Source organism: Micromonospora sp. NBC_00858, from assembly GCF_045207365.1.
GTDB lineage: Bacteria > Actinomycetota > Actinomycetes > Mycobacteriales > Micromonosporaceae > Micromonospora.
Genome location: NZ_CP108828.1, coordinates 2,127,258 through 2,153,442 on the forward strand (window position 1 = coordinate 2,127,258; position 26,185 = coordinate 2,153,442).

At 73.3% G+C, this 26,185-nt stretch carries 23 protein-coding genes; 19 read left to right on the forward strand and 4 right to left on the reverse strand.

Annotated elements, in window-relative coordinates; translation table 11 throughout:
- Nucleotides 1-18 precede the first annotated feature (18 nt).
- From OG990_RS10015 to OG990_RS10050, 8 genes are all read left to right on the forward strand, one after another.
- Nucleotides 19-696: a hypothetical protein gene (locus OG990_RS10015; RefSeq protein WP_406076957.1), complete on the forward strand. Its 678-nt coding sequence runs from the start codon at nt 19-21 to the stop codon at nt 694-696.
- Nucleotides 693-854 carry a hypothetical protein gene (locus OG990_RS10020; protein WP_406076958.1) on the forward strand — a complete coding sequence of 54 codons (162 nt, stop codon included), beginning with the start codon at nt 693-695 and terminating at the stop codon, nt 852-854. Before OG990_RS10015 ends, OG990_RS10020 begins: the two co-directional genes overlap by 4 nt.
- 403 nt (nt 855-1,257) lie before the next feature.
- On the forward strand, nt 1,258-2,214 hold the full coding sequence (locus OG990_RS10025; RefSeq protein WP_406080026.1) for a cytochrome P450: 957 nt from the start codon (nt 1,258-1,260) through the stop codon (nt 2,212-2,214).
- Nucleotides 2,211-3,008, forward strand: coding sequence for an isocitrate lyase/phosphoenolpyruvate mutase family protein (locus OG990_RS10030; RefSeq protein WP_406080028.1), 798 nt, complete (start codon nt 2,211-2,213; stop codon nt 3,006-3,008). The genes OG990_RS10025 and OG990_RS10030 overlap by 4 nt, the downstream gene beginning before the upstream one ends.
- Nucleotides 3,009-3,186: 178 nt before the next feature.
- A complete protein-coding gene (locus OG990_RS10035; RefSeq protein ID WP_406080029.1) occupies nt 3,187-4,155 on the forward strand; it encodes a DUF5715 family protein in 969 nt (322 codons plus the stop codon).
- Nucleotides 4,156-4,159: 4 nt separating this feature from the next.
- A complete protein-coding gene (locus OG990_RS10040) occupies nt 4,160-5,749 on the forward strand; it encodes an asparagine synthetase B family protein (protein ID WP_406080030.1) in 1,590 nt (529 codons plus the stop codon).
- A gap of 77 nt (nt 5,750-5,826) precedes the next feature.
- Nucleotides 5,827-6,657 (forward strand): MerR family transcriptional regulator, encoded by an 831-nt coding sequence (locus OG990_RS10045; RefSeq protein WP_406080032.1) that lies wholly within the window; start codon nt 5,827-5,829, stop codon nt 6,655-6,657.
- 69 nt (nt 6,658-6,726) lie between these two features.
- Nucleotides 6,727-7,203 (forward strand): DUF1203 domain-containing protein, encoded by a 477-nt coding sequence (locus OG990_RS10050; RefSeq protein ID WP_406080034.1) that lies wholly within the window; start codon nt 6,727-6,729, stop codon nt 7,201-7,203.
- Nucleotides 7,204-7,243: 40 nt separating this feature from the next.
- Here OG990_RS10050 and OG990_RS10055 read toward each other — a convergent pair whose 3' ends face one another.
- Entirely contained in the window at nt 7,244-8,473 is a 1,230-nt protein-coding gene (locus OG990_RS10055) for an SLC13 family permease (RefSeq protein WP_406080036.1), read from the reverse strand.
- A 181-nt stretch (nt 8,474-8,654) separates the two neighbouring features.
- Here OG990_RS10055 and OG990_RS10060 point away from each other — a divergent pair, with 181 nt between their 5' ends.
- On the forward strand, nt 8,655-9,653 hold the full coding sequence (locus OG990_RS10060; RefSeq protein WP_406080037.1) for a carcinine hydrolase/isopenicillin-N N-acyltransferase family protein: 999 nt from the start codon (nt 8,655-8,657) through the stop codon (nt 9,651-9,653).
- 97 nt (nt 9,654-9,750) lie between these two features.
- On the opposite strand, the gene OG990_RS10065 is transcribed toward OG990_RS10060, so the two are convergent.
- On the reverse strand, nt 9,751-11,196 hold the full coding sequence (locus OG990_RS10065; RefSeq protein ID WP_406080039.1) for an LVIVD repeat-containing protein: 1,446 nt from the start codon (nt 11,194-11,196) through the stop codon (nt 9,751-9,753).
- A 138-nt stretch (nt 11,197-11,334) separates the two neighbouring features.
- On the opposite strand from OG990_RS10065, the gene OG990_RS10070 reads away from it, so the two are divergent.
- The 4 genes from OG990_RS10070 to OG990_RS10085 all read left to right on the forward strand — a co-directional run bounded on the left by OG990_RS10070 (nt 11,335) and on the right by OG990_RS10085 (nt 16,651).
- Nucleotides 11,335-12,036, forward strand: a complete 702-nt coding sequence (locus OG990_RS10070; protein ID WP_406080041.1) for a DUF305 domain-containing protein — start codon at nt 11,335-11,337, stop codon at nt 12,034-12,036.
- A gap of 34 nt (nt 12,037-12,070) precedes the next feature.
- The gene (locus tag OG990_RS10075; protein ID WP_406080042.1) at nt 12,071-13,282 is read left to right on the forward strand and encodes a sensor histidine kinase; all 1,212 of its coding nucleotides are present in this window, start codon (nt 12,071-12,073) and stop codon (nt 13,280-13,282) included.
- Nucleotides 13,279-13,944, forward strand: coding sequence for a response regulator (locus OG990_RS10080; RefSeq protein WP_386981880.1), 666 nt, complete (start codon nt 13,279-13,281; stop codon nt 13,942-13,944). The genes OG990_RS10075 and OG990_RS10080 overlap by 4 nt, the downstream gene beginning before the upstream one ends.
- Nucleotides 13,945-14,170: 226 nt before the next feature.
- Nucleotides 14,171-16,651 (forward strand): ABC transporter permease, encoded by a 2,481-nt coding sequence (locus tag OG990_RS10085; protein WP_406080044.1) that lies wholly within the window; start codon nt 14,171-14,173, stop codon nt 16,649-16,651.
- An 83-nt stretch (nt 16,652-16,734) separates the two neighbouring features.
- On the opposite strand, the gene OG990_RS10090 is transcribed toward OG990_RS10085, so the two are convergent.
- Both OG990_RS10090 and OG990_RS10095 read right to left on the reverse strand, forming a co-directional pair.
- Nucleotides 16,735-17,997, reverse strand: a complete 1,263-nt coding sequence (locus tag OG990_RS10090; RefSeq protein ID WP_386981876.1) for a nucleotide sugar dehydrogenase — start codon at nt 17,995-17,997, stop codon at nt 16,735-16,737.
- Nucleotides 17,998-18,116: 119 nt separating this feature from the next.
- A complete protein-coding gene (locus tag OG990_RS10095; RefSeq protein WP_406080045.1) occupies nt 18,117-19,469 on the reverse strand; it encodes a protein kinase domain-containing protein in 1,353 nt (450 codons plus the stop codon).
- Between the two features lie 528 nt (nt 19,470-19,997).
- On the opposite strand from OG990_RS10095, the gene OG990_RS10100 reads away from it, so the two are divergent.
- The 6 genes from OG990_RS10100 to egtD all read left to right on the forward strand — a co-directional run bounded on the left by OG990_RS10100 (nt 19,998) and on the right by egtD (nt 26,061).
- Nucleotides 19,998-20,711, forward strand: coding sequence for an RNA polymerase sigma factor (locus tag OG990_RS10100; protein WP_406080046.1), 714 nt, complete (start codon nt 19,998-20,000; stop codon nt 20,709-20,711).
- Between the two features lie 16 nt (nt 20,712-20,727).
- Complete coding sequence (locus tag OG990_RS10105) at nt 20,728-21,471, forward strand: hypothetical protein (protein ID WP_406080048.1); 744 nt, start codon at nt 20,728-20,730, stop codon at nt 21,469-21,471.
- A 158-nt stretch (nt 21,472-21,629) separates the two neighbouring features.
- Complete coding sequence (gene egtA / locus OG990_RS10110) at nt 21,630-22,865, forward strand: ergothioneine biosynthesis glutamate--cysteine ligase EgtA (protein WP_406080050.1); 1,236 nt, start codon at nt 21,630-21,632, stop codon at nt 22,863-22,865.
- A 56-nt stretch (nt 22,866-22,921) separates the two neighbouring features.
- A complete protein-coding gene (egtB, locus tag OG990_RS10115) occupies nt 22,922-24,259 on the forward strand; it encodes an ergothioneine biosynthesis protein EgtB (protein WP_406080051.1) in 1,338 nt (445 codons plus the stop codon).
- A gap of 40 nt (nt 24,260-24,299) precedes the next feature.
- Entirely contained in the window at nt 24,300-25,046 is a 747-nt protein-coding gene (gene egtC, locus OG990_RS10120) for an ergothioneine biosynthesis protein EgtC (RefSeq protein ID WP_406080053.1), read from the forward strand.
- 49 nt (nt 25,047-25,095) lie between these two features.
- Nucleotides 25,096-26,061, forward strand: coding sequence for an L-histidine N(alpha)-methyltransferase (egtD, locus tag OG990_RS10125; protein WP_406080055.1), 966 nt, complete (start codon nt 25,096-25,098; stop codon nt 26,059-26,061).
- Nucleotides 26,062-26,185: the final 124 nt, after the last annotated feature.

Sequence of the window (26,185 nt, forward strand, 5' to 3'; positions counted from 1 at the left end):
CGGTGAGGGTTGCAGGTCGTGACACACGACAACACGCCCACCGAGGGCCATGCTCTGGTCTACCAGGTCCATCTGCCCTTGTCGACGAAGTCGCTGACCATGATCACTCAAGCGATCCGCCGGTATCGCCGTGGTGTGCGCTCGCGGTGGCGCAAGCTGCCCGATGAGCAGGTCGCCCTCATCGTGCTGGCCGTGCTCCGCCATGATCAGCGTCCCGCCGACCTCGCCGCCGCCTACGGGGTGTCGCATCACAGCGTGCGCCGCTGGGTTCGGCAAACCATCACCACTCTCGCCGCGATGGCGCCCCGCCTGGACCGAGTCCTCACCCACACCGCCCGCACCAGCAGTGAGGACCCGCTGCTGTTCGACGGCACCTGCCTGCCCGTGCACCGCCCGAGCGGCCGCGCCGAACGACGCCTGTGGTGCGGCAAACACAAGGCTCACCACCTACGCGTACTCACCCTCACCGACCACCACGGCCGGCTGCTCTGGATCTCCGCCGCCGCCGGCGCCCGCACCCACGAAGCCACCCAAGCCAAACGCCTACGCCTACCCACCCGGCTACGCCGTCATGACCTCGCCGTCATCTGCGACCGCATCCACACCCGCCTCGACGACCAACCCGAGAACCCCACCGTCATCACCGGACGACGCGGCAACCGCCACCACCCCTCACCCCCGCCCAACACAGCGTGAACACCCTGCTCAGCCGCGAACGCGCGGCCAATGAACACGCCCACGCTCACCTCAAGAACTGGCGCATCCTCACCCGACTACGCCACGGCTGGCGCCCACACGCCACCACCCTGCTACGCGCCCTACTCGTGCTGACCAACACCGAAATCAACCGCTAGACAGATGATCAACACCGAAGATCCACACCCGCACACCAGCACCCCAACCACACCACCACGACCTGTCAACCATCCCTGAGCAGCCCAAACAGGATGAGACAAGCTCCTGGATTTAGTGGCCTCGGCGCGCGCGGAGGCCACCAAATCCAGGATCGAGCACGATCTTGGCGGTACGGCGCGGTTCGGCGCGGCGCCGGGTGGGCGGGCCGGTGCGGCGCGGGCCGGTGCGGCGCGGGCCGGGGCGGCGCGGGCCGGGGCGGCGCGGGCCGGGCATTGTTCGGTGGGGGGCGAACGGTCGGGGCTCTAACGTCGGGCGGTGACTGACACCTGGCCTGTTGTTCCGCCCGCTGCCGGGACGCCGGCTTGTGGGCCGCCCACCTTCGAACCTGACGGCAGTTGGTGGGTGACGCGGCACGCCGACGTCCGGACGGCGCTGACCGACCCGGCCTTCCGTGTGCCGGCCGTCGACACCGGTCCGCCCGGCACCCTCGCCTGGCTGCGCGCCACGGTCAGCCGGTTCAGCCCGCCGGAGCGGCACGCCGAGCGCCGGGCGATCGGGGTGACCGCGCTGGCCGCGCTGGATCCGGACGAGCTGCGGCAGGAGGCGGCCGGGCTGACCGCCGCGGCCCTGGACCGGGCCGGAGACCGCCTCGACGTCATGCGCGAACTGGCCAGGCCGGTGCCGCTGCGGGTGCTGGCCGGCCGGCTCGGCTTCGGCGATCCGGCCGCCGCCGGTACGGCGGTCGAGGCCGTCGCCGCCGCGTACCACCCCGGGGTCGACCCGGCGCTGCTCGGTCGGGCCGACCGGGCGGTGGCGGCGCTGCTCGTGCTCTCGGCGCCGGCCCCGCCGGAGGTACGGGCGAACCTGATCGGCCTGCTGGTCCAGGCGTGCGACGCCACCGCCGGCCTGATCGGCGCCGCCGCCCACCACCTGCTGTCCCCACCCGCCCGCCGGCCGGCCGGTGACCCGGCGGGCTCGGGGACCGCGGCACTGCTGGCCGAGGTACTGCGGCTCGACCCGCCGGTCCGGGCCACCCGTCGGGTCACCACCGCCGGGGTACGGCTGGGCGGGCAGGACCTGCCGCCGGGTAGCGCGGTGCTGCTCCGGTTCGACGCGGCCAACCGCGATCCGCGCGCGTTCGCCGATCCGGAGGCGTTCCGGCCCGACCGGCCCGCCGCTGAGCTGCTGACCTTCGGCGCGGGGGAGCGCGGCTGCCCGGGTGACCGGCACGCCCTGGCCCTCGCCACCGGGGTGCTCGGCGTGCTGCGCCAGCGCTGCCGGCGTACCGAAGCCGACCTGCGCCACGGGCCACATCCGACCCTGCGCGTTCCGACGATCCTGGAGGTGACCGCCCGATGACCGACCGCCGTGCGGCGTTCCGCGCCCTGCACCACGCCGGCCGACCCTTCTTGCTGCCGAACGCCTGGGACCACGCCTCGGCGGCGGCGCTCGCCGCGCGCGGCCATCCGGCGATCGGCACCACCAGCCTCGGGGTCGCAGCGGCAGCCGGGCGACCCGACGGCGTGGCGGCCACCGGCGCGGAGACCCTGGCCCTGGCCCGCCGGCTCGCCCGGCTGCCGGTGCTGCTCACCGTCGACGTGGAGGCCGGGTTCGCCGACGACCCGGCGGCGGTCGCCGGGTACGTGACGGAGCTGGCCGGGCTTGGCGCCGTCGGGATCAACCTGGAGGACGGGCGCGCCGACGGCACCCTGGCCGATCCCGAGTGCATCGCCGACAAGATCGCGGCGGTGAAGGCGGCGGTGCCGGACCTGTTCGTCAACGCCCGTACCGACACCTGGTGGCTCGGGGTGGCCGACCCGCTGCCGCAGACCCTGGCCCGGGCTCGGACCTACCGGGCCGCCGGCGCCGACGGAATCTTCGTGCCCGGCACCGTCGACCTGCCGACCCTGCGGGTGCTCACCGAGCGGATCGACGCGCCGCTGAACGCGCTGTACCAACCGGGCGGGCCGGGACTGGACGAGTTTGGCCGGGCCGGGGTGGCCCGGGTCAGCACCGGCTCCCTGCTGTTCCGGGCCGCGCTGGCCGCCGCGGTCGCGACCGCCGACGCGGCCCGGACCGACGGGTTCGCCGCGGCGCCGGCGCTCCCGTCGTACGTCGAGGTGCAGGGCCTGGTGGCGGCGGACGGCGACTGACGGGCCCGGCCCCGCCCTCGGCGGTGGTTCGTCACCGCGCGACGCGCCTGCCGGCCGTCAACCAGCCCGCTCCCTTCGGGGTGGATAGGAGGATTGTTCGGTCCATTCCGGTCCCGCTGATTACGGTGTGTTTAGGGCGATCCACCGAGAGTCGTGACCGGAGAAAGGGACCCCCGTCATGCGAGTGCCCAGCCGTAGCCCCGGACAGCAGCCCGGCCCGCCCGTATCGCCCACCGCCCCGGCCCGCCGCCGGCCGTCCGGCACCACCCCTCGCCGCCTTCCCGCCACCGACCCGGATCTGGCCGCCTACCGGACGGCCGTCGCGGAACTGCTGGTCGAGGTGGGTGCCCTGGCCGACGCGACCAGCACCCGCGCCCGACAGGTGCTCATCGATGAGCGGCTGCGCGAACCGGCGCTCGCCGCGGTGCTCGACGCCACGCCGCAGGGTCTGATCGGAGCGCGCGAGACGCTGCTGCTGGAGATGGCCCGCTACCAGCCGAACGAGCGCACCTCGGCGCGGGACCTCACCGCGCTGGTCCGGATCTACCTGCTCTCCCGCATCGACGTGCTGTGGTGGCAGGACGCTCCCACCTTCGTCACCGACGACCAGGTCAACGGCAGCAGCGACCTCGTCGACCTGGAATGGCTGCGCCGCCGTGACCTTCTGCGCTTCCGCTATCAGGAGCAGCCCTCCACCGTGCTGGGCCGGGCCGCGCGGGGGCTACGTTGCCGGCTGCGGCCGGATGCCACCCCACGCACCGCCGGGCTGCTGTTCCGGCGGGCCCGGCGGGAGGTGGTGGCGCTGCTCAACGACATCGGACGGGAGTTCGCCGCAGCCGCGCCGCCGGTCACCCCGCCACTCTGGGTGACCAGCCTGGTCCGCAGCACCGAGCACCAGTACCGGCTGCGTCGGCTGGGCTACGCCGCGATGCTGCCCAGTGGGCACTGCCTCGGCTACTCGATGGACGTCGAACTCGCCTGGTACGAGCGCTTCGGCGCGCGGGACACGCTGGCGGAGCTGCTGCTGGCGCGGCAGGAGGCCGGCGAGCTCAACGTGATCGACGAGGGACAGGCCTGGCACCTGTGTCTCGCGCCCACCGCCCGGCGCCGGCTGCGCCGGGCGTACGAGTCCGAGATGGGGGTCTGAGTCGATGTGCGGTATCGCGCTGAGCATCGGCCCCGAAGCCGACCCGACGACCTTCCGGCGGATGCTCGCCGTCCTCGCCTCCCGCGGTGAGGTCACCGAGACCCGGTCCGAGAACGGGCTGCTCGCCGGCACCCGCCGGCTGCGGGTGGTGGACCGGGACCGGGCGGTGCAGCCGTGGACGTCGAACGACGAGCGCTGGCTGCTCTGCTTCAACGGCGAGATCTTCAACCATCGGGAGCTGCGCGCGCAGCTGAGCCGGCTCGGGCAGGTGTTCCGCACCGAGGGTGACACCGAGGTGCTGCTCGCCGCGTTCCAGCAGTGGGGCGAGGCGGCGGTGACCCGGCTGCGCGGCGAGTACGCCTTCGCGGTCGTCGAGCGTGCCACCCGGCGCGCGTACGTGGCCCGCGACCCGCTCGGGGTGAAGCCGCTGTACTGGTCCCGCCGACCCGGCTGCCTGCACCTCGCCTCCGAGGTCAAGGCGTTGGTCGGGCACGGCGTCCCGGTCAACGAGGTGCCACCCGGGCACCACGGCTGGGCGGATTCGGAGGGGCACGTACGGCTGCACCCGTTCGTCGACCTGCTCACCATCGGCGACGGGCTGCCGGTCATCGACGACCCGGACGAGGCCGCCCTGCTCGTCCGTGCCGCGCTGACCGATGCGATCCGGATGCGGGTGGACACCGACCTCACCGTCGGGGTGGTGCTCTCCGGCGGGCTGGACAGCTCGTTGACGCTGCGGCAGGTGCGGGACATGCACCCGGACTGCGTCGCGGTGACCGTCGGCGTCCCGGACAGCCCCGACGTGACGTACGCCCGGCGGCTCGCCGCCGACCTCGTCGTGCCGCACGAGGTGATCGAGCTGCGCCCACGCGACATCCGGCTCGCCCACGTGCGCGAGGCCATCCGGATCTCCGAGCTGACCGAGTACGGCGACATCATCAACGCGGTGATCTCGGTGCCGATCTTCCGGCGACTGCGTGACCTGGGGGTCAAGGTGGTCCTCACCGGCGACGGCTCCGACGAGCTGTTCGGCGGGTACCCGATGTACCACCAGGTCGGGCCGACCGCGTCCCGTCGGCTCTTCCTGCACCGCATCCGCAACCTGTGCCGCACCGAGTTGCAGCGGGTCGACCGGGCCGCCATGGGCCACGGGGTGGAGGCTCGGGTGCCGTTCCTCGACCTCAGCGTGGTGGAGCTGGCGATGCGGCTGCCGCTGGAGCTGAAGCTGCGCGAGGGGCAGGACAAGTGGATCGTCCGGCGGGCTTTCGCCGACGTGCTGCCGGACTACATCCGGCGTCGGCCGAAGAACCCGATGTCGTACTCCTCGGGTTTGCACGAGCGGGTCCGGCTGTACAAGCCGCTCTTCGCCCGGCTGCACCGCTCGTTCGGCTACGACCTGCTGGAGCCGGTCCGTCGCGACTTCGACACCGTGCTGACCCGGTGCGGCAACGACCTGGACCGGGCCATCGCCGACGGGCTGACCCGGCCGGACTACACGGTGCTGGAGCATGCCCGCGATCTGGTCGGGGCGGCGAAGTGGAACGCCGCGCCGGTGGTCCGCCGGCTGGTCGGCCCCCGTCCGGCCCGCCGCTGAGCGGTGCCCCGCCGCACCGCCGGCAGGTACGGGCCGCTTGACTCTGACACGGTGTCAGGGACGAGCGTGGGGGGACCATGTTCACCATCGGAGACTTCGCCAGACTCGGCCGGGTGTCGGTCCGGATGCTGCGCCACTACGACAGCATCGGGCTGCTCCGCCCGGCCAGCGTCGACCCGCACACCGGTTACCGGTTCTACCGCGCGGACCAGCTACGCCGGCTCAACCGGGTGATCGCCCTCAAGGATCTGGGCCTCACCCTCGATCAGGTGCGGGCGATCCTCGACGACGCCGTCGACGTCGCCGAGCTGCGCGGGATGCTGCGGCTGCGCCGCTCCGAGCTGGCGGCCCGCCTGGCGGCGGACACCGCCCGGTTGGCGGCCGTCGAGGCGAGGCTCCGGACGATCGAGTCGGAGGGAACGATGACCACCCAGGACGTCGTACTCAAGGAGATCACGGCGGTCCGCGTCGCGGAGCTGACCGCCGTCGCGCCCAGCTACCAGACCGAGGACATCGGTCCGGTGATCCAGCCGCTCTACCCGGAGCTGTTCCGCCGCCTGGACGCCGCCGGCATCCACCCGGCCGGGCCCGCCATCGCCTGGTACGAGCCGGCCACGGCGGCCGGCGGCGAGGCGGTCGTCGTGCACGCCGGGGTCACCGTCGCGGTCGAGGCGTCAACAGACGGGGAGGTCGCCGTGGTCGACCTGCCCGCGGTGGCCACCGCCGCGACGATCATCCACCACGGCGCGATGGACGACGTCGAACAGAGCATGGAGACGCTCGCCCGGTGGATCGAGGAGAACGGCTACCGCACCGACGGCTTCGCCCGCGAGGTGTACCTGGACTACTGCCAGGACACCCCGGAGAAGGGCGTGACCGAACTCCAGCTCGCCGTGTACCGGGACTGAGCGGGGACCGCCCAGCGCCAGGTCCGATCGCCGCCAGCATCCGCGCCGTCGCCGGGCCAGGCTGGATGGATGACGAACAGCACCACGTTCCACGTCCACGCCCTGCCGGCCGCGGCGCTCGACACCGTCCGCCGCACCGGCTGCGACGCCGCCGACCAACCCGTCGAGGCGCGCCTGGCCGGTGGCGGAGAACCGCTGCGCTGCTGCCTGCGGGATGCCGAGGAGGGGGAGGCGCTGCTGCTCTTCGGCTACCCGCCGCCGGGCGCCGCCGGCCCGTACCGGGAAATCGGCCCGGTCTTCGCGCACGCCACCGCCTGTCCGGGCCCGGACTCCGCGGGCAGCCACCCGCCGGCCTGGCGGGGGCGACCCCAGGTCCTGCGGGCGTACGACCGGCAGGGCCGGATCCACGGCGGTCGGCTGCACGACGGCACGGACCCCGAGGCGGTGATCGCCGAGCTGTTCGCCGACCCGGCGGTGCACCGGCTGCACAGCCGCAACGTGGTGTACGGCTGCTTCATGTTCGCCGTGGAGCGGGCCGCCGGGTGACGCCGGCCGGAGGCGGCGCGATCGGTCGGGCGGTCGGTGCTCAGCTCACCAGCAGCAGCGCGCCGACTGCGGCGAGCGTGCCGGTGACCGCGAGCAGGATGCTGGTCAGCACGAACCGGGTCACCGGCACCGCCACCCCGGCCGCCCGGCACCGCTCGAACCACAGCAGGGTGGCCAGCGACGCCCAGGGGGCGGCCAGTGGGCCGACGTTGGCACCGATCAGCAGGGCCAGCAGACGGGTCTCGTCGCCGATCGGCAGCACCGACTCTCCGGCCAGGTAGGCCGGCAGGTTGTTCACCCCGTTGGCCAGCAGGGCGCCCGTCCCGCCGGCACGCAGCGCCCCGGCGGCACCGCCGTCGGCGCCGAGCAGACCGGCGACCAGGTCGTCCAGCCCGTACCGGCCGAGGGTCTGCACCACCAGGAACAGGCCGGTGACGAAGAGCAGCAGCCGCAACGGCACCAGACCTGGGCGCAGCGTGGCGGGGGAGCGGACGACGAAGCCGAGCAGCACCAGTGCGACCGCGACGGTGGAGGCGACGCCGATCTCCACTCCGGCGACGATGCCGGCGACGAAGAGCAGACAACCGGCCAGCGCGGTGCGGTGCAGCACCGGATCGGCGGGCACGTGGCGGGCCGGCGGAACGAAGCGTCCGCCGGCCGGCCGGTCCCGCCGCCACCAGGCGTACCAGAGCAGCACCATGGTGACCGCCACGGCGGCGAGCTGTGGCAGCGCCATCCGGGCCGCGTACGCCAAGGGGGCCAGACCGACCCGGTCGGCGGCCAGCAGGTTGGTCAGGTTGGACACCGGCAGCAGCAGGCTGGCGGTGTTGGCCAGCCAGACCGTGGTGACCGCGAGCGGGCCGGCCGGGACGCGCAGGCTGCGGGCCAGCGCGAGCAGCACCGGGGTGAGCAGCACAGCGGTGGTGTCGAGGTTGAGCACGAGGGTGGTCAGCGTGGCGAGGCCGCCGCAGAGCAGGAACAGGGCCGCCCAACTGCCCCGGGAGGCGATGGCCAGCCGGCTGGCCAGCACGTCGAAGACCCCGGCCACGGCGGTCAGCTCGGCCAGCACGATCACGGTGCCGAGGAACAGCAGCAGCGGCAGGACCCGGTGCAGGGTGTCGCTGGTCTCGGCACGGGGCAGCAGCCCGCTCACCGCGCAGGCCGCCCCGGCCACCGCGAGGACGACCGCCACCAGATCGAGCGGGTGGGGACGCCAGCGCGCGGTCGGCTCGGGCGGGGCGGGTGGCGCGTCGGCGGCGGCTAGCTTCACGTCGGACCACGTTCGCATGATGTCCGGCCCGCCGCCCGCGCTGGACCCGTCGTGGTGACCAGCCCCACCAGCGCGGGGTCGGCGCCCTTCCGGCCCGTCGGGGTGGCCCGGTGCGGGGAACCCGACAGACCGCACCGGTGCGGTGGACAACCGTCGATCGGTCCCATAGCGTCCAACGGATATGCGGAGGACCCTGCCGGCCGCCACGATGGCCCTACTGCTTGCCCTGACCTCCTGCACCACGGCTGGGCCCAGTGGTGCGCCCAACTCGGTGCCGGACGACATGCCGAACGCCTCGCGACAGGACGCGGCCCAGGCCGAGCGGACCATGGCCAGTCTGCGCCGGGTGGACGACCTACCGCTGTACGAGATGACCTACGTCGGGGCGTACGACCCGACGGCGGGCACCGACGCGACCCCGTCCAGCCCGTTCGGCTGCTCGTTGTTCGTCGCCGCGGGCGACCCGGCCCGACCGTTGTTCGCCCGCAACTTCGACTGGGATGCCAACCCGGCGCTCGTGTTGCGGACCGATCCGCCGGACGGCTACGCGGCCATCTCGCTGGTCGACATCTCCTACCTCGGGGTCGGCGCGGACCCGACCGGTGACCGTCGGCTGCTCGACGCGCCGCTGCTGCCGTTCGACGGGATGAACGAGCGGGGCCTCGCGGTGGGGCTGGCCGCGGACGACGCGGCAACGGTCCGCGCCGACCCGGGCAAGCCCACCGTCGGCTCGGTGCGGATCCTGCGGCTGGTGCTGGACCGGGCTGCCACGGTCGACGAGGCGGTGGCCGTGTTCAGCCGGCACAACCTCGACTTCGACGGCGGCCCGGCGCTGCACTACCTGCTGGCCGACGCGACCGGTGCGTCGGCGGTGATCGAGTTCGTCGACGGTGAGCTGCGGGTGGAGCGGGGCACGGGCGGCTGGCAGGCGCTGACCAACGTGCCGGTCGCCGGAGTCTCCGAGCAGCGGCGCCGCGAGGACCACCGGTACGGGCAGATCGCCGCCGCGCTGAGCCGGGCCGGCGGGGTGCTGGACGCCACCGCCGCGCACCGGGTGCTCGCCTCCGTCCGGCAGGGGCACACCCGCTGGTCGGTGACGTACGGCCTGCGCAGCGGCGAGGTCCGGCTGGTCACCGCCACCGGCGGCGGCGAGCGGCGCTACCAGCTGCCGATGAGCTGATTCGCCGTACCCGCTGGAACGTGGCCGGGCCCGGCCCCCGGAATCGGGGACCGGGCCCGGCGTCGTGCGCGGTGCCTACCAGATCAGTGCTTGGTGCCTACCAGCTCAGGTAGCTGGGCTGGGTCTGCACGTTGAGCTCCTTGTACTTGACCAGCTTCGCCGTCCAGGTGCGCCAGTCGTTCAGCTCCAGGACGTCGAGGCCCTTCACCATGTCGTTGGAGTAGATGTGTCCGTTGTAGTAGTACGCGGACCAGGTGCCACCGCCGACGAACGTGTCGGCCGAGAGCGGACCGCGCTCCCAGAAGGCGATCTCCTTCGGGTTGGCCGAGTCGGTGAAGTCCCAGACCGAGATGCCGCCCTGGTACCACGCCTGGACCATGATGTCCCGCCCGAGCACCGGGATCAGCGAGCCGTTGTGCGCCACGCAGTTCTCGGTGTCCGCGTTGTTGCGGGGGATCTTGTAGTAGCTGCGGAAGTTCATCGTCCGGGCGTCACCGCGACCGGTGATGTCGTAGATGGCGTCCGCGCCACGGTTCGGGCCGATGGCCTCGTTGCAGGTCGCCGCGCCACCGCCACCCAGCTCGTCGGTGAAGATCACCTTGGTGCCGGAGTTGTTGAACGTGGCCGAGTGCCAGAACGCGAAGTTGGTCGTGTCCCGTACTCGGTTGATCACCCGGGGCGCCTCGCGGTTGCGGATGTCCAGCAGGATGCCGTCACCCATGCAGGCGCCGGCGGCCAGGTCCTTCTCCGGGTAGGCGGTGATGTCGTGGCAACCGGTGGTCGCCGAGCCGGTCCCGCTGCCCGGGAAACCGCCATCCGGGAAGAGGTTCGGCGTCGAGACCACGGCCGCGTCGGTGGGCTTCTTCAGCGGCACCTTGATGATGGAGATGGAGTCGTGCGGCGGCTGGCAGTCGGGGAACTCGGCCCGCGGGCTGTACGACGAGACGTACAGGTAGATCGCCTTGCGGTCCTTGCCCGGCACCAGGGTGTGGGTGTGCGAGCCGCAGGCGGTCTCGACGGACTTGATGTAGCGCGGGTTGGCCTTGTCCTTGATGTCGAAGACCTTGATGCCCTCCCACGACTGCTTCTCCGTCGCCGGCAGCCCCGTGCTGTTGCACGAGTCGTCGCTGCGCGGCGAGTCGGTGGAGAGGAAGAGCAGGTCGCCGTGGATGGAGATGTCGTTCTGCGACCCCGGGCAGAGCACGCGGGACTTGACCGTCGGCGCGTTGGGGCGCGAGATGTCGTAGATGACGAAGCCGTTGTAGTTGCCGGCGAAGGCGTACTTGCCCTGGAAGGCGATGTCGCTGTTGGTCGCGTCCAGCGGTGCGACCTTGGGGACGTTGGCGATCTGGCGGAGGTTGGGGCTGCTCACGATCTCGTCGACGCCGGGGATCGTGTTCGCAGCGGCGGCCACCGGGGCCGACTGCGTCACGACCTGCGCGTTGCTTGCCGGGGCGACGAGGACGCTGGCGACGAGGAGGCCGGTGGCGGCGAGGGCCACGATCCGGAGTTGTCGTAACCGTGGCATGTGGAGTCTGATCATCGGCGAGGCCCTTCGCAAGGGGGAGACGATGGTTGGCACATTACCGTCCGACGAAGAGCATCGATGTGACCTGGGTCACAACCTATCGTCTTCCTCAATGGATAACATCGCGATGACCTCGACCCCAGGGAGTGGCCCATGACCAGTCGGCGCGCACGGACCCTGGCGATCGTCACACTGGCGCTCCTGTTGCCGCTGGTGGCGTTCGTCGTTGTCCGCACAGGGGACGACTCCGGGACGCGCGCCGCGCAGCCGGTCTCCGCGCCCACCGCCACCGCGCCGACGGCCAGCCCCGTTCCCACCGACCTGACCGTCATCGCGCCCGGCCGCCCGGGCGAGTCGGCGTCCACCCGCGCGGCCCACGAGGTCCGAGACGCCGGCCCCGCCCCGCACAACTCATTGGACGTCTGGTTCGTACGGATGATGATCCCGCACCACGCGCAGGCCCTGGAGATGGCGCAGCTGGCGCCCGACCGGGCCGCCAACCCGACCATCCGCGCCCTCGCCGACCGGATCCGGGCCAGCCAGGGCCCGGAGATGGGCATGATGCGCGGCTGGCTGCAGACCCGTGGCCTCCCGGCGGAGGCCCCGGGGCACGACCACGGCAGCATGCGCGGAATGCAGTCACTGGAGGCGATGCGGCAACTGGCCGCCGCCCACGGTGCCGACTTCGACCGGCTCTTCGTTCGGATGATGACCGAACACCACGAGGGTGCCATCGAGATGGCCACCAACCTGCTCAAGGTCGGCTCCGACCTGACACTCAGCGAGTTCGCCAACTCGGTCGCCACCGAGCAGACCGTCGAGATCGACCGGATGCGCGAGGTCCTCGCCGGCTGAGCGAGAGGGCTCGGCCATCCGGCACGTACGCTGGGTGACCGTGAGACGCACGATGTTCGGTCGCCCGCTGCGCGGCATCGCCTTCGACGTGGCCGTCGCCGGTGCGGTGGCGCTCCTCGGCCTGGCCGGGGCCGTGAACCAGCCGGGCGGCTGGGCGGCCACCCTGGTCGGCGTGGGGATGGCGGTGGCCCTGCTGTTCCGCCGCTCGTACCCGAGCGCGGTGACCGTGGTGATCGCGGCACTCGCCCTGGTCCAGGTGATCGCACAGTGGGGTCCGCTCGCCTACGACGTCGCCGTCCTGATCGCGCTCTACAGCGTGGTGAAGTACGGCCAGCGGCTGCGCGACGGGGTGCTCGCCGGCGCGGTCGCCGCCGTTGGCGTACTGCTCGCCGCCGCGCAGACGCCGGGCCTCATCAGCTGGTGGGTGACCGCGCTGTGGTACGCGCTGGTCACCGGCGCGGTCTGGCTGGTCGCGCTGAACGTGCGAACCCGCCGCCTCTACGTGCTCAGCCTGGAGGAGCGGGCCAGCACCCTCGAACGCGAACGGGAGGCCGAGTCGCGGGCGGCGGTCGCCGAGGAACGCACCCGGATCGCCCGCGAGCTGCACGACGTGGTGGCGCACAGCATGGCCGTGATGATCGTCCAGGCGGACGGGGCGCGCTTCATGCTTGACCGCGACCCCGAGCAGGCCCGGACGGCGGTGAAGGTGGTCGCGGACACCGGCCGGCAGGCCCTGGAGGAGATGCGCCGGCTGGTCGGCGTCCTGCGGGACGCTGGTCCCTCCGGCGCGGGCGGTTCGGTGGTGGCCGCGGACCCGGAGCACCGCCGGCTGGCCCTGACCGAGCTGCCCGACCTGCTGGCCCGGTTCCGTGACGCCGGGCTGCGCATCCGGCACACCGTCGACGGCGAGCCGCCGGCGCTGCCGCCGGGGCTGGAGCTGACCGTCTACCGGGTCGTGCAGGAGGCGCTGACCAACGCGCTCAAGCACGCCGGCGTCGGTGCCGGCGTCGAGGTGACCCTGACGTACGCCGCCGACGCCGTCGTGGTCCGGGTGCTCGACGACGGTCGCGGCCGGCCCGTGGTCAGCCCGGCGCCGTCCGGCGGTCACGGCCTGCTCGGCATGCGGGAGCGAGTGACGGTGTACGACGGCAGCCTCACCGCCGGTCCTCGGCTGGCCGGGGGCTGGCAGCTCGAGGCCCGGCTACCGCTACCGTCGGACAGCGCAACGGAGGTGATCGCGGCATGACGGTCCGGGTGGTGATCGTGGACGACCAGGCGCTGGTACGCGCCGGGTTCCGGATGGTGCTGGACTCCCAGCCCGACCTGGAGGTGGTCGGAGAGGCCATCGACGGGGCGGATGCGCTGCGCGTGCTCGCCCGCACCGAGGCCGACGTGGTGGTGATGGACATCCGGATGCCGACCATGGACGGGGTCGAAGCGACCCGGCGGCTCTGCGCCGACCGCCCGGCCGGTCCGCCCCGGGTGTTGGTGCTGACCACCTTCGACACCGAGGCGGACGCGTTCGCCGCGCTGCAGGCCGGGGCGAGCGGCTTCCTGCTCAAGAACGTCCCACCGGAGGAGCTGCTGGCCGCGATCCGGGTGGTGGCCGAGGGCGATTCGGTGGTCGCGCCGTCGATCACGCGGCGGCTGCTGGACCGGTTCGCCGGCCAGTTCGGTGCCGGCCCGACCGCCGACCCCCGGCTGGCGCAGCTCACCGAGCGGGAACGCGAGGTGTTGCTGCTGGTCGCGCAGGGGCTGTCCAACGCGGAGATCGCCGCGCGGGTGCACGTGGCCGAGGCGACGGTGAAGACCCACGTCGGGCGGATCCTGGCGAAGCTCCACCTGCGCGACCGGGTTCAGGCGGTGGTGCTGGCGTACGAGAGCGGGCTGGTCACGCCCGGCGGGTGACCCCGCGTACGACCTGAGTCGTACCGGCCGGCGGGCACACCGCGACCCGGGACGCACACAGGTCGAGCGCGCAGGTGGAGATCGACCGACCCGCGCCGGCCATAGCGTCGGAGGGGTCCGATCCGCACCTCCACCGGGGAGCCCACGTGTCCCTCGCACCTTCCACCCACGCCGGCACCGGCGTCGCGGTCACCACCCGTGACCTGGAATGCGGGGCGGTGACGGGATGATCCGCCTGACTCTGCGCTCGCTGCGCGCCGAGGCGCTGCGCATGCTGCTCTCCGCGCTGGCCGTTGTGCTCGGTGTCGCGTTCATCGCCGGCACTCTGATCTTCGTCGACGGGATGCGCGCCGGCGCGTACGACCGGGCCGGCACCTTCGACCGACACACCGACCTCGGCGTCTATCCGACCGGTACGAAACCGCTGCCCACCGACCTGGTCGACCGGGTCCGGGCTCTCGACGGGGTGGCCGCCGCGGCCGGTGAACTGACCAACACCGGCGGCATCGTCGGCGCCGACGGTCGGCCGGTGCTCGGCTTCACCGTGCTCGTCGCCATTCCCACCGAGGACGCCCTGCGCTCGTACGACGTGGTCGCCGGCCGACTGCCCGACCGTGCCGGGGAGGTGGTGCTCGACGCGCCGACGGTGGCCGAGGAGGGCTTCGCCCTGGGCGCCCCGGTCCAGATCGGCGGTACCGGCGGTGCCGCCCGCCCGTACACCCTGGTCGGGACCGTCGACGTGGCGGGCACCACACGTGACGTCGGCGGTCCGTTCATCGGCCTGGTCGGGCCGGACGCGCTCGCGGTCACCGGCGAGCGCGGATATGGCCGGATCATGGTGGCGGCCCGGCCGGGCATCTCCGCCACCGCACTGGCCGACCGGGTACGCGCCGCCGTCGGCGCCGACACCAGCGTGCGGAGCCGCCAGCAGATCCTCGACGACGCCGTCGACGAGGCGGTTCGTGACCTGGACCAGTTCACCATGGTGCTGATGATCTTCGCGGCGGTCGCTGTGGTGGTGGCCGGCTTCGTGATCGCCAACACCTTCGCGATCGTGCTGGCTCAGCGCACCCGGCGGACCGCGCTGCTGCGACTGGTCGGCGCGACCCGGGGGCAGGTCTTCCGGGCCACCCTGCTGGAGTCGGCGGTGATCGGGATGGTCGCCTCCGGTGTCGGGGTGCTGCTCGGGGTGGCGCTCGCCAGCGGAATTCGGCTGCTGACGTCCCGACTGGACGTGCCGGTATCCGGCGGGCTGACCGTCACCGGATCGACCGTACTGACCGGCCTGCTGCTGGGCACCCTGCTCACCGTGGGCGCCGCCCTGCTACCGGCCTGGCGGGGGACCCGGGTCGCGCCGGTGGCCGCACTCACCGACGCCGCGGTGCAGCCCAGCCGGGGCGCTGGTCGGCTCCGGCTGACCCTCGGTGCGGTGGTGCTGGCCGCCGGTGTCGCCGCGCTGGCTGGCGCCGCGAGCGCCGGTCAGGTGCTGCTGGTGGCTGTCGGAGGGGTGCTGGCCTTCTTCGGGATCGTGCTGTTCGGGCCGGTTCTCGTTCCCGCGCTGGTCCGGGCGTTCGGCTGGCCGGCCCGCCGTCTGGTCGGGGTGACCGCCGGGCTGGCCGTGGCCAACGCGGTCCGCAATCCCCGTCGCGTCGCCGCGACCGCCACCGCGCTGGTGATCGGGATCGGGCTGGTGTCGGCGTTCGTGGTCGGCGCACGCAGCACCAAGGACGGCATCGAACGCAGTGTGGACGCCGAGATCGGGACCGACTTCGTGGTCAGTGGAATCGGCTCGAACCTCCCCGCCGCGCTCGCTGGTGAGCTGGTGGCCCGTCCCGAACTGGGTGTGGTGCATGAGCAGCGCAGCACGGTCGCCGCCGACATCGAGATCCGCGCCGCCCATCCGGCGTTGGTCGGCCGGACGCTGAGCGGCGTGCTGGCCGGCGAGGTCGGCCGGCTCGGGCCGGGTCAGGTGCTGGTGCACCGGGAGCTCGCGCAGGCGCGGGGTTGGCAGGTCGGCTCCCCGGTCACCGTCCGGGGGCGCCCGTTCCGGGTGGTCGCGGTGGTCGCCGACGACACGCCCGCCATGGCCGCCAGTGATGCACCCGCCGGGCACGTCATCGAGATGGCCGACGCCGATTTCGCCGCGCTCTTTCCGGATCAGCGGGGCTTCCTGGCCGAGGCGGACCCAGCGGCCGGAGTGAGCGCGGAGCGCGCCCGGGACGCGATCGAGGCGGTGCTGGCCCGCTACCCGACGGTGAACCTGATGGACCAGGGCGCGTACAAGAAGATGCTCACCGGCACCGTGGACATGTTGCTGGCCTTCGTCACCGCGCTGCTCGGCCTGGCCGTGGTGATCGCCCTGTTCGGCGTGGCGAACACGCTGAGCCTGTCGGTGGTGGAGCGCACCCGGGAGAACGCGGTGCTGCGGGCGGTCGGGCTGACCCGGGGCCGGATGCGGGCCATGCTCGCTGTGGAGGCGGTGCTGGTGGCACTGGTCGGCGCGGTGCTCGGAGTCGGGCTGGGCACCGGGGTCAGCGCCGCCGCCATGGCCCTGCTGGCCCGCCTGGGCGGGGACTTCCACGTGGTGCTGCCGCTCGGCCAACTCGGGCTGATTCTCGGCGGCGCGGTGCTGGCTGCCCTGCTCGCCTCGGTGCTGCCGGCCCGCCGGGCGCTGTCCCGGCCGGTCGTCGAGGCGCTCAGCGACTAGGAACCGGGCGGCGACGCGGACGGACAGCCGCCGGCCGGCCCCGCCGTCTTCCCCGGCGGCGGGACCGGCCAGCAGTGCCGGGCCTACAGAAGCTCGACCATCGAGCCGGAGCACCGGTTGCGGGTGTCGAAGACGTAGCGGGCGTGCCGGACCACCAGGTCGTAGTCGAAGCTGTCGTGGTCGGTGACCACCACCACCGCGTCGGCGGCCCGCACCTCCCGCTCGGTCAGCCCGACCACGGTCACCCCGGCGGGGATCTGGTGCGCTTCGGCGTACGGCTCGACCGCGTGGACCTGGGCACCGAGGGCCTGCAAGCGGCGGGCCACGTCGACCGCGGGGGAGTCCCGCATGTCGCCGGTGTTCTTCTTGTACGCCAGCCCGAGCAGCAGCAGCCGGGCACCACTGACCGAGCGGCCGGCCCTGTTCAGCCCTGCCATGATCCGCTGCGTGACGTGCTCGGGCATCTCGTGGTTGACGTCGTTGGCCAGCTCGATGAACCGGAACTGCCGGCCCAGGCGGCGCTTCACCTGCCAGGACAGGTAGCACGGGTCGATCGGCAGGCAGTGCCCGCCGACGCCGGGGCCGGGGCGGAACGGCAGGAAGCCGAACGGCTTGGTCTCGGCGGCGTCGATCGCCTGCCAGACGTCGATGTCCAGGTGGTGCGAGAGCATGGTCAGCTCGTTGATCAGCGCGATGTTGACCTGGCGGAAGGTGTTCTCGATCAGCTTGGTCAGCTCGGCGACCTGGGTCGAGTCGACCGGCACGGTGCGCTCCACGAGCCGCCGGTAGAACCCGTCCACCCGGGCCAGCGACGCCTGATCCACGCCCGAGACCACCTTCGGGGTGTTCTCCAGCCGCCAGGTCGGGTTGCCGGGGTCGATCCGCTCCGGGCTGTAGCCGAGGTGGAAGTCGCCGGGGCTCTGCAGCCCGCTGGCCGATTCCAGCAGCGGACGCAGCAGCTCCTGCGTGGTGCCCGGGTAGGTGGTCGACTCCAGGATCACCGTGCTGCCCGGCCGCACGTACGGGCCGATGCCGACGCCGGCCTGCTCGACGAAGCTCAGGTCGGGGGTCCCGTCGCGCAGTGGGGTGGGGACGGTGATGACGCAGATGTCGAAGCCCTCGGCGTCGGTGTACTCGGTGCTGGGGTGGTACCGCCCACTGCCCAGCGCCCGGCCCAGCCGGTCGGTCGGGATGTCCTCGACGAACGATTCGCCGGACGCGAGCCGCTTCACCCGGTCGGCGTCGACGTCGAGGCCGACGACGTCCAGCCCCGCCTCCACGGCGCGCATGGCCAGCGGCAGTCCGACGTACCCCTGGCCGATCACGACCAGCTTCTCAGCACTCACCCGGGCTCCCGCGGCAGATGGTGGAAATGACCTGCTGAGAGCCTAGAGGGGTCTTCGGTGCCGTAAGTCCGTTTTGGTGATACCGGTGCTGGTGGGGCTGATGAGCGGCAGTGGTCCGCTCAGCTGCCCGGGAGTGCCCCTGGTTCGGCCGTCGGGCTCGTGGTGGGGGTCGGCTCGACCGGCGTCGGGTCGGTCGTCGGGCCGCCCGTCGGGTCGGTCGTCGGGGGCGTGGTGGCGCTCGGCGACGGCGACGACGGGCTCGCCGTCTGGCTGGGCTGTGTGCTCGGCGTCGCGCTCACCGAGGCCGACGGGGTGTTCTGGGGAGCGTGCGGCCGGTCCGGCCGGGCCGGATTCGTGATCTGCTCGTTCGCCGCCGGCAGGTCAACCTGGTCGGTCGGCGCCACGGTCGGCGAGGTGGTGGGCAGCTTGACCGCCGGGGCGTCCGCGTTCTTCGCCGCGCCCAGCGCCGTCACCAGGCCGGTCACGGCCACGAGCACGGTCGCCGCCGCGCCGACCAGCGCGCCCCGTCGACCGCGTCGACCGCCCGCCGGGGCGACCGCCGCGCCGACCGGCACGTCGGTACGGGTGCCCGGCCCGGCGTCGCGCAGCGGGACCGACGCCGCCATCGCGGTGGGCGGCTCCCCACCGGTCACCGCGGTCCGGGCCGCCTCGGCCATCGCCGCGCCGCTGGTGAACCGCTCGAGCGGATCCTTGGCCAGTGCCCGGGACACCAGAGCGCGGACCGCCTCCGGAATCTCGTGCGGCAGCTCCGGCGGCTCGTCGTCCAGGTGCCGGACGGCGACCTGGAGCGGATTGTCGCCGGTGAACGGCGGACCGCCGGTGAGGCAGCAGTACGCGACCGCGCCGAGGGCGTAGATGTCGGTGGCACCGCTGACCGGCCGGCCGGCGGCCTGCTCGGGCGCCATGTAGAGGGCGGTGCCCGGCACCGCGTTGGTGCTGGTGATGCTGGTGACGTTGGTGGAGCGGGCCACCCCGAAGTCCACCAGGACGACGGTGCCGTCCTCGTGAACCAGTAGGTTGCTGGGCTTGACGTCGCGGTGCACGATGCCGCCGCGGTGCGCCGCGTTCAGCGCCCGGGCCGCCTGAGCCACGATCGACATCGTCTCGGTCACGTCGAGTCGGCCGGCCGACTCGATCCGCTTGGACAGCGGCTCGCCGTCGACGAACTCCATGACCAGGTAGTCCGCCCGGCTGCCGTCGGGCAGGTCGTCCTCGCCGCAGTCGTAGACCTGCACGATGCCCGGGTGCCGCAGGGCCGCCATGATCCGCGCCTCGGCCCGGAACCGGGCGATGAAGTCGGGGTCGGAGACCAGCGCCGGCAGCAGGACCTTGACCGCGACCTGCCGGCCGAGGACCAGGTCGGTGCCACGCCAGACGTCGCCCATGCCGCCGGTGGCGACACGTTCGTCCAGGCGGTATCTACCGCTGAGCACGACCTCCGATGACAACACAGCATTACCGTACCCAGAGTGGCGCTGAACGGCGCGCCACGGTTGCTCGGCCGGGCGGTCCATACCGACGGTCCATCCGGTCTGACCTGTGTGGACGTGGTCGGTGTGTGACGAGACAGCGACGCCGTGTGACAAAAGCCGACACACGGCGCCGTACGCTCGCTCACGACGCCGGAGAATCGTCCCGCAGCGCGCGTAGCGTCCGTAGGTCACCGCGCGTTACGGCAACGCGCCGCGCGAGCCGGTTGATAATTGTCACTCTTCCGTGACACGGTGCCAGCTTGTCGCCCCGTTGCTCCCCCTCCTAGCGTTAGCCCGGCTCAGGCCCGCCCGGGACAGCGCGTCGACAACCGACCGTCATGGCGCTGGTCCAGACCACCAGCCCCGGCCACCGCGGACCCGGGCGCGATCAGAATCGGCGGAGGGCGGTGCGGTGCGGGAACTGATCCGGCCGACGGTCCGTGCCGTCCGGAACGCCCCGGCGCAGCGGATCGGGCCGGGATGTCCCGGACGATCCGTGGTCCCCGGATGAGCGGCGAGCTGTCGGACGCGGTCACCGCGGCGCAGGCCGGAGACGAGGACGCTTTCCGCTTCCTCTACCGCAGCCTCCAGCCCGGCCTGCTGCGCTACCTGACCGCCCTGGTCGGCACGGACGCCGAGGACGTCGCATCGGAGACCTGGCTGCAGATATCCCGCGACCTGCCCAACTTCACCGGCGGTGAGTTCCGCGCCTGGACCGTGACCATCGCCCGCAACCGGGCGATGGACCACCTGCGCCGGCTGCGTCGCCGGCCATCGGTGGCGGTTCCGGTGCAGGCGCTCGCCGAGTTGGCCGACGACGCGGACACCGCCGAGCGGGCCGGCGAGACGGTCGGCACCGAGGCCGCCCTGGCACTGATCGCCACCCTTCCTCCCCGGGAGGCCGAGGCGGTTCTCCTGCGGGCCGTGATCGGGCTGGACGCGGAGTCCGCCGGCCGGGTACTGGGCCGCCGGGCCGGTGCCGTCCGGACCGCCGCCCACCGGGGTCTGCGGCGGCTCGCCGCCCTACTGGAACAGCAGGGCCTGGTCGCGGCGTCGCCGGGTGACGAGGGCACGGTGCGGCCGGTGGACGCCGAGGGCACGGTGCCGCCGGTGGACGCCGAGGGCACGGACCCGCCGGTCGGTGTCGAGGCGATGCCGCCGCCTCGTCAACGCGGCGCTCGATCCCGGCGGACGTCGCGCGCCGAGCCGGCGGACGGCTGACGTGAGGGGATTCCGGATGAACCCGTACCGGCGGGCCGACCGTGCCGAGACCGAACGACTGCTCGACGCGACCCGCGCCGGCCAGGCCGCCGACCCGGACGCCGCGTCGGCCCAGGTCCGCGCGACCACCCCCGACCGCACGGCGGCCGACCCGGTGGCACGACTGCTCGCCGCGGCCGCCGGCCCGTCCCGGCCCGGGGAGCTGACCGGCGAGGAGGCCGCACTGGCCGCGTTCCGGGCCGCCCAGGTCAACCCGGCGCCGACCGTGGCCCGCCGGCCACACGGCCGCCGAGCGACCACCGGCGTGGTGGCCTGGATCGGAGCGGTGGCGGCCACCGCCACCGCGGGCGCCGCCTTCGCCGCGGTCCGTCTGGATCGGGCACCGGACCCGGTGCCACCGGCGCCGAGCAGCCCGTCGTCCAGCCCTTCCGACGTCGAGGCGACCGCGTCCGGTGATCGCACCGCCGCGCCCAGCCGGTCGGTGGCGCCGCCGCCCGGCACGCCATCCGCTTCCAGCACCCCGTCGGCTGCTGGCAAACCGCCCGCCGGGCAGCTGCGGGGGTTGTGCCGCGCCTGGCTGGCCAAGAATCCCGACCAGGCGGAGAAGGCGCTGCGTACGCCGGCCTTCCAGAACCTGGTGACCGCCGCCGGCGGCGCTGGCGAGGTCGAGGCGTACTGCCAGCGGCTGGTGCCCGAGGCGGAGCCGACCACGTCGCCGAAGGTCAAGCCGTCATCGACCGGCGAGCCCGCCCAGCGGTGAGCGTCCGACCGGCGGGGCGGTTCGTTCCGCCCTGCACCGGGAAATTCGTCTGTTAGACAGAGGTTGGTGGCGCCGTCGACGCCCCCGACGGTGTCGGTGGGCGGGTTTACGGTGGCACAGTGTCCCGGAGCCGGCACACGGAGAGGGGGCCACGACCGGTGGTGACGTCACCTGAGCTGGACCGCAGCGCCATCCTGCACGAGTCCGCCGCCGCAAACCGACACCTCGCCCGGATCTGCTTCAAGACCGGCCCACCCACCCGCACCGGCGTCGAACTGGAATGGACCGTGCACGACGCCGCCGATCCCGCCCGACCCGTCGACCCGACGCGGCTGCGGGCGGCGCTGGGGCGGCACAGCCCCGTCACGCTGGACGCCACCAGCCCGGCCGAGCCGCTGCGATACGGCGGCACGGTGACCTTGGAGCCGGGCGGCCAGTTGGAGATCTCCACCCCACCCCGCCCCTCGGTCGCCGCGCTGATCCAGGCCACCGAGGCCGACATCGCCCAGGTCACCGACCTGCTGGCCGCCGGCGGGCTGATTCTCGGTCGCAGTGGCATCGACCCGCACCGTCGGCCCCACCCGGTGGTGGACACCCCCCGCTATCGCGCGATGCGCGGCGCCTTCGACCGGCGAGGCCCGGCCGGCCGCACCATGATGTACAGCACCGCCGGCCTGCAGGTCTGCCTCGACGCCGGCGAGCCGGACCAGGTCGCGGCTCGCTGGGCCGCGGCCCACGCGGTCGGCCCGCCCCTGCTCGCCGCGTTCGCCTCCGCCACCCGGCACGCCGGTCGGCGTACCGGCTGGGCGTCCGCCCGGATGGCCGCATGGTTGGCCATCGACCCGGCCCGCACCCGACCCGTCTGGGCGGCCGGCCGCCCAGACGAGGACCCGACCGCCGCCTGGATCCGGTACGTGCTCGCCGCGCCACTGCTCTGCCTGCGTCGGCACGGTTCGGACTGGACCGCGCCGCCCGGCGTGACCTTCGCCGACTGGCTTGACGGCGCGTTGCCCCGCCCGCCTACGACCGACGACCTCGACTACCACGTCAGCACCCTCTTTCCGCCGGTGCGGCCGCGCGGCTACCTGGAGCTGCGCTACCTGGACGCCCAGCCCGGTCGGGACTGGCGACTCCCGCTGGCGGTGCTGACCGCCCTGTTCGCCGATCCGGGCACCGTGCACGCGGCGTACGCGATCGGCGCGCCGGTGGCGCACCGCTGGTCCACGGCGGCCCGGCACGGCCTGGCCGACCCGGCGCTGGCCGTCGCCGCGGCGGCGCTGCTCGACCTGGCCCTGACCACCCTGCCCCGGCTGGACCTGCCGGTCGGCATCCACGACGAGATCCAGCGAGGCGTACGGCGGCGGCTGACCGCCGCGGAAAGGGGAGACCGGTGAGTGCGAGGAGTGAGCCGGGGTTGCGAGCCTCGCAGTCGCGACCGAAAGGTGGCGCGGTGACCGCGAGCACGACGGGACACGCCGACGGGGAGCAACTGCGCGGCCGGATCGCGGCGGAGCTGGCGCGGGCCCGCTCCCGCACTGCGCTGCTGACCGAGGTGGTCGACGACGCCGACCTGATGCGCCAGCACTCGCCGCTGATGTCACCGCTGGTCTGGGACCTGGCCCACGTCGGCAACCAGGAGGAGCTCTGGCTGGTCCGCGACGTCGGGGGCCGAGAGCCGGTCCGGTGCGACATCGACGAGCTGTACGACGCGTTCAAGCAGCCGCGCCGGGACCGTCCCACGCTGCCCCTGCTGCCACCGGCCGAGGCACGCGCCTACCTGGGCACCGTCCGGGACAAGGTGCACGACCTGCTCGACGTGGTGACCTTCAGCGAACGGCCGTTGGTCGCCGACGGGTTCGCCTTCGGCATGATCGTCCAGCACGAGCAGCAGCACGACGAGACGATGCTCGCCACCCACCAACTGCGCTCGGGGCCGGCGGTGCTGCACGCCCCGCCGCCGCCGGAGCCGCCCGCCCGGGTCGGTGGGGAGGTCCTGGTGCCGGCCGGTCCCTTCACCATGGGCACCGATATCGACCCGTGGGCCCTGGACAACGAGCGTCCCGCGCATCGCGTCGACCTGCCCGCGTACGTCATCGACGCCGTCCCGGTGACCAACGGCGAGTACGAGGGGTTCATCGCCGACGGCGGCTACTCCGACCCGCGCTGGTGGAGCGCCGAAGGGTGGGCGCACCGGCTCCAGGAGCAGCTCAGCGCGCCGATGCACTGGCGCCGCGATGGCGACGGCTGGGCGTACCGGCGCTTCGGCCGGTGGGACCGGGTCCGCGCCGACGAGCCGGTGGTGCACGTGTGCTGGTACGAGGCGCAGGCGTACGCGGCGTGGGCCGGCAAGCGGTTACCAACCGAGGCGGAGTGGGAGAAGGCGGCCCGCTGGGATCCGGCGACGGGGCGGTCCCGCCGCTACCCCTGGGGTGACGACGACCCGACCGACACGCACGCCAACCTCGACCAACGCCACCTGCGGCCGGCCCCGGTGGGCGCGTACCCAGCCGGTGCCTCACCGCTGGGCGTGCACCAGCTCATCGGCGACGTCTGGGAGTGGACCTCCACGACGTTCGGCGGGCATCCCGGCTTCGCCGCGTTCCCCTACCGGGAATACTCGGAGGTCTTCTTCGGCGACGACTACCGGGTGCTGCGTGGTGGCTCGTTCGGCACCGACCGGTCGGCCTGCCGGGGCACCTTCCGCAACTGGGACTATCCGATCCGCCGGCAGATCTTCAGCGGTTTCCGCTGCGCCCGCGACGCCAACCCGGACGAGTCGCACCGGTGAGCCACCGCGCGACCGACGGGCCGGCGGGCGGGGTGCGCTGATGTGTCGCCACCTGGCCTACCTGGGGCCGCCGGTCACCCTGGCCGAGTTGCTGTTCGACCCCCCGTACTCACTGGTGCGGCAGTCCTGGGCGCCCCGCGACATGCGCGGCGGCGGCACGATCAACGCTGACGGGTTCGGCGTCGGCTGGTACCCGGGTGACGGCGAGCCGGTGCGCTACCGGCGGGCCCAGCCGATCTGGAGCGACCCGACCATCGCCCAGCTCGCGGCGGTGACCCGCGCCGGCGCGGTCCTCGCCGCGGTCCGCTCGGCCACCGTCGGGATGGCGGTGCTCGACGGCGCTGCCGCGCCGTTCGCCGAGGGGCGATGGCTGTTCAGCCACAACGGGGTGGTGCGCGGCTGGCCGGACGCCGTGGTGCCGCTCGCCGCCGGCCTGCCGGTGCGCGACCTCCTCACCCTGGACGCCGCCACCGACTCGGCGCTGCTCTGGGCGCTGGTCCGGCAGCGCCTGCGCGCCGGCGTCGACCCGGCCGAGGCGGTCGCGCAGACGGTGGCCGACGTCGCCGCTGCGGCCCCCGGGTCGCGGCTCAACCTGCTGCTCACCGACGGGCACCGGGTGGTGGCCAGCGCGGCCGGGCACGCGCTGTCGGTGCGCGCGGCGGCGGGCACCGTGCTGCTCGCCTCGGAGCCGCACGACGACGACCCCGGGTGGCGGCCGGTGCCGGAGGGGCACCTGGTCACCGCCACCGCGAGCGAGGTGCGGGTGAGCCCGCTGCCGACCCGGTGAGTCGCACCGGTCGTGCCCCAACGGTTGACCGAGCAGAGAGGAAATACCGATGACCGCGGAGCCGCTGGAGATCTACCTCGAGGAGCAGGACCTGGAGCGGGGCCTGCGCCAGGACGTTCGGGCCGGGCTGAGCGCCGACGAGAAGTGGCTTCCACCGAAGTGGTTCTACGACGCCCGGGGCAGCGAACTGTTCGAGGCGATCACCCGGCTGCCCGAGTACTACCCGACCCGGGCCGAGCGGGCCGTGCTGGCCGAGCACGCGCCCGACATCGCGGCGCTCACCGGGGCCAAGACCCTCATCGAGCTGGGCTCCGGCTCGTCGGAGAAGACCCGTCTGCTGCTGGACGCCTTCACCCGTCAGGGCGGGTTGGGCACGTTCGTTCCGCTCGACGTGTCGGTCAGTGCGCTGCTGGGGTCCACCGCGCAGATCGCCGCCGACTATCCGGGGCTACGGGTCCGGGGCATCGTCGGGGACTTCACCCGGCAGCTGGACCGGCTGCCCACCGGGGGCCGCCGGCTGGTGGTGTTCCTCGGCGGCACCATCGGCAATCTCCTGCCGGCCGAGCGGGCCGAGTTCCTGGCCGAGATGCGCGCCGCGCTGGAGGTGGGCGACTGGCTGCTGCTCGGCACCGACCTGGTGAAGGACCCGTCGGTGCTCGTGCCCGCGTACGACGACGCGGCCGGGGTGACGGCGGAGTTCAACCGGAACGTGCTGCATGTGATCAACCGGGAGTTGGGCGCCGATTTCGACCCGGAGGCGTTCGACCACGTCGCCCGCTGGGACCCGGACCACGAGTGGATCGAGATGCGGCTGCGGGCGACCCGGCCGTTGCGGGTCCGGGTGCTGGACCTGACCGTGGAGTTCGCCGCGGGGGAGGAGCTGCGCACGGAGGTGTCGGCGAAGTTCCGCCCGGCGGGGATCGCCGCCGAGTTGGCCGCGGCGGGTTTCACCGCGACGGAGTTCTGGACCGACCCGGACGGGCTGTTCGGGGTCACGCTGGCCCAGGCGCGGTGAGGCTGTTCACCCACCCCGGCCAGCCCCACCGATGATCGGTTAGGCTGGTCGCGCGAAGGGGAGTAGCCCCCAATGTCGTGGTCGACATACTGGTGCGTTCCGCACCCGGCCACGCGGCCCCGGT

What these genes read in the sequence shown, in the direction of transcription:
- OG990_RS10080 (WP_386981880.1), top strand. Translation starts at nt 13,279, where the DNA reads ATGACGGTCCGGGTGGTGATCGTGGACGACCAGGCGCTGGTACGCGCC.
- egtD (WP_406080055.1), top strand. Translation starts at nt 25,096, where the DNA reads ATGACCGCGGAGCCGCTGGAGATCTACCTCGAGGAGCAGGACCTGGAG.
- OG990_RS10060 (WP_406080037.1), top strand. Translation starts at nt 8,655, where the DNA reads ATGCGGAGGACCCTGCCGGCCGCCACGATGGCCCTACTGCTTGCCCTG.
- OG990_RS10045 (WP_406080032.1), top strand. Translation starts at nt 5,827, where the DNA reads ATGTTCACCATCGGAGACTTCGCCAGACTCGGCCGGGTGTCGGTCCGG.
- egtC (WP_406080053.1), top strand. Translation starts at nt 24,300, where the DNA reads ATGTGTCGCCACCTGGCCTACCTGGGGCCGCCGGTCACCCTGGCCGAG.
- OG990_RS10035 (WP_406080029.1), top strand. Translation starts at nt 3,187, where the DNA reads ATGCGAGTGCCCAGCCGTAGCCCCGGACAGCAGCCCGGCCCGCCCGTA.
- OG990_RS10040 (WP_406080030.1), top strand. Translation starts at nt 4,160, where the DNA reads ATGTGCGGTATCGCGCTGAGCATCGGCCCCGAAGCCGACCCGACGACC.
- OG990_RS10105 (WP_406080048.1), top strand. Translation starts at nt 20,728, where the DNA reads ATGAACCCGTACCGGCGGGCCGACCGTGCCGAGACCGAACGACTGCTC.
- OG990_RS10100 (WP_406080046.1), top strand. Translation starts at nt 19,998, where the DNA reads ATGAGCGGCGAGCTGTCGGACGCGGTCACCGCGGCGCAGGCCGGAGAC.
- OG990_RS10065 (WP_406080039.1), bottom strand. Translation starts at nt 11,196, where the DNA reads ATGATCAGACTCCACATGCCACGGTTACGACAACTCCGGATCGTGGCC.
- OG990_RS10050 (WP_406080034.1), top strand. Translation starts at nt 6,727, where the DNA reads ATGACGAACAGCACCACGTTCCACGTCCACGCCCTGCCGGCCGCGGCG.
- OG990_RS10030 (WP_406080028.1), top strand. Translation starts at nt 2,211, where the DNA reads ATGACCGACCGCCGTGCGGCGTTCCGCGCCCTGCACCACGCCGGCCGA.
- OG990_RS10070 (WP_406080041.1), top strand. Translation starts at nt 11,335, where the DNA reads ATGACCAGTCGGCGCGCACGGACCCTGGCGATCGTCACACTGGCGCTC.
- OG990_RS10085 (WP_406080044.1), top strand. Translation starts at nt 14,171, where the DNA reads ATGATCCGCCTGACTCTGCGCTCGCTGCGCGCCGAGGCGCTGCGCATG.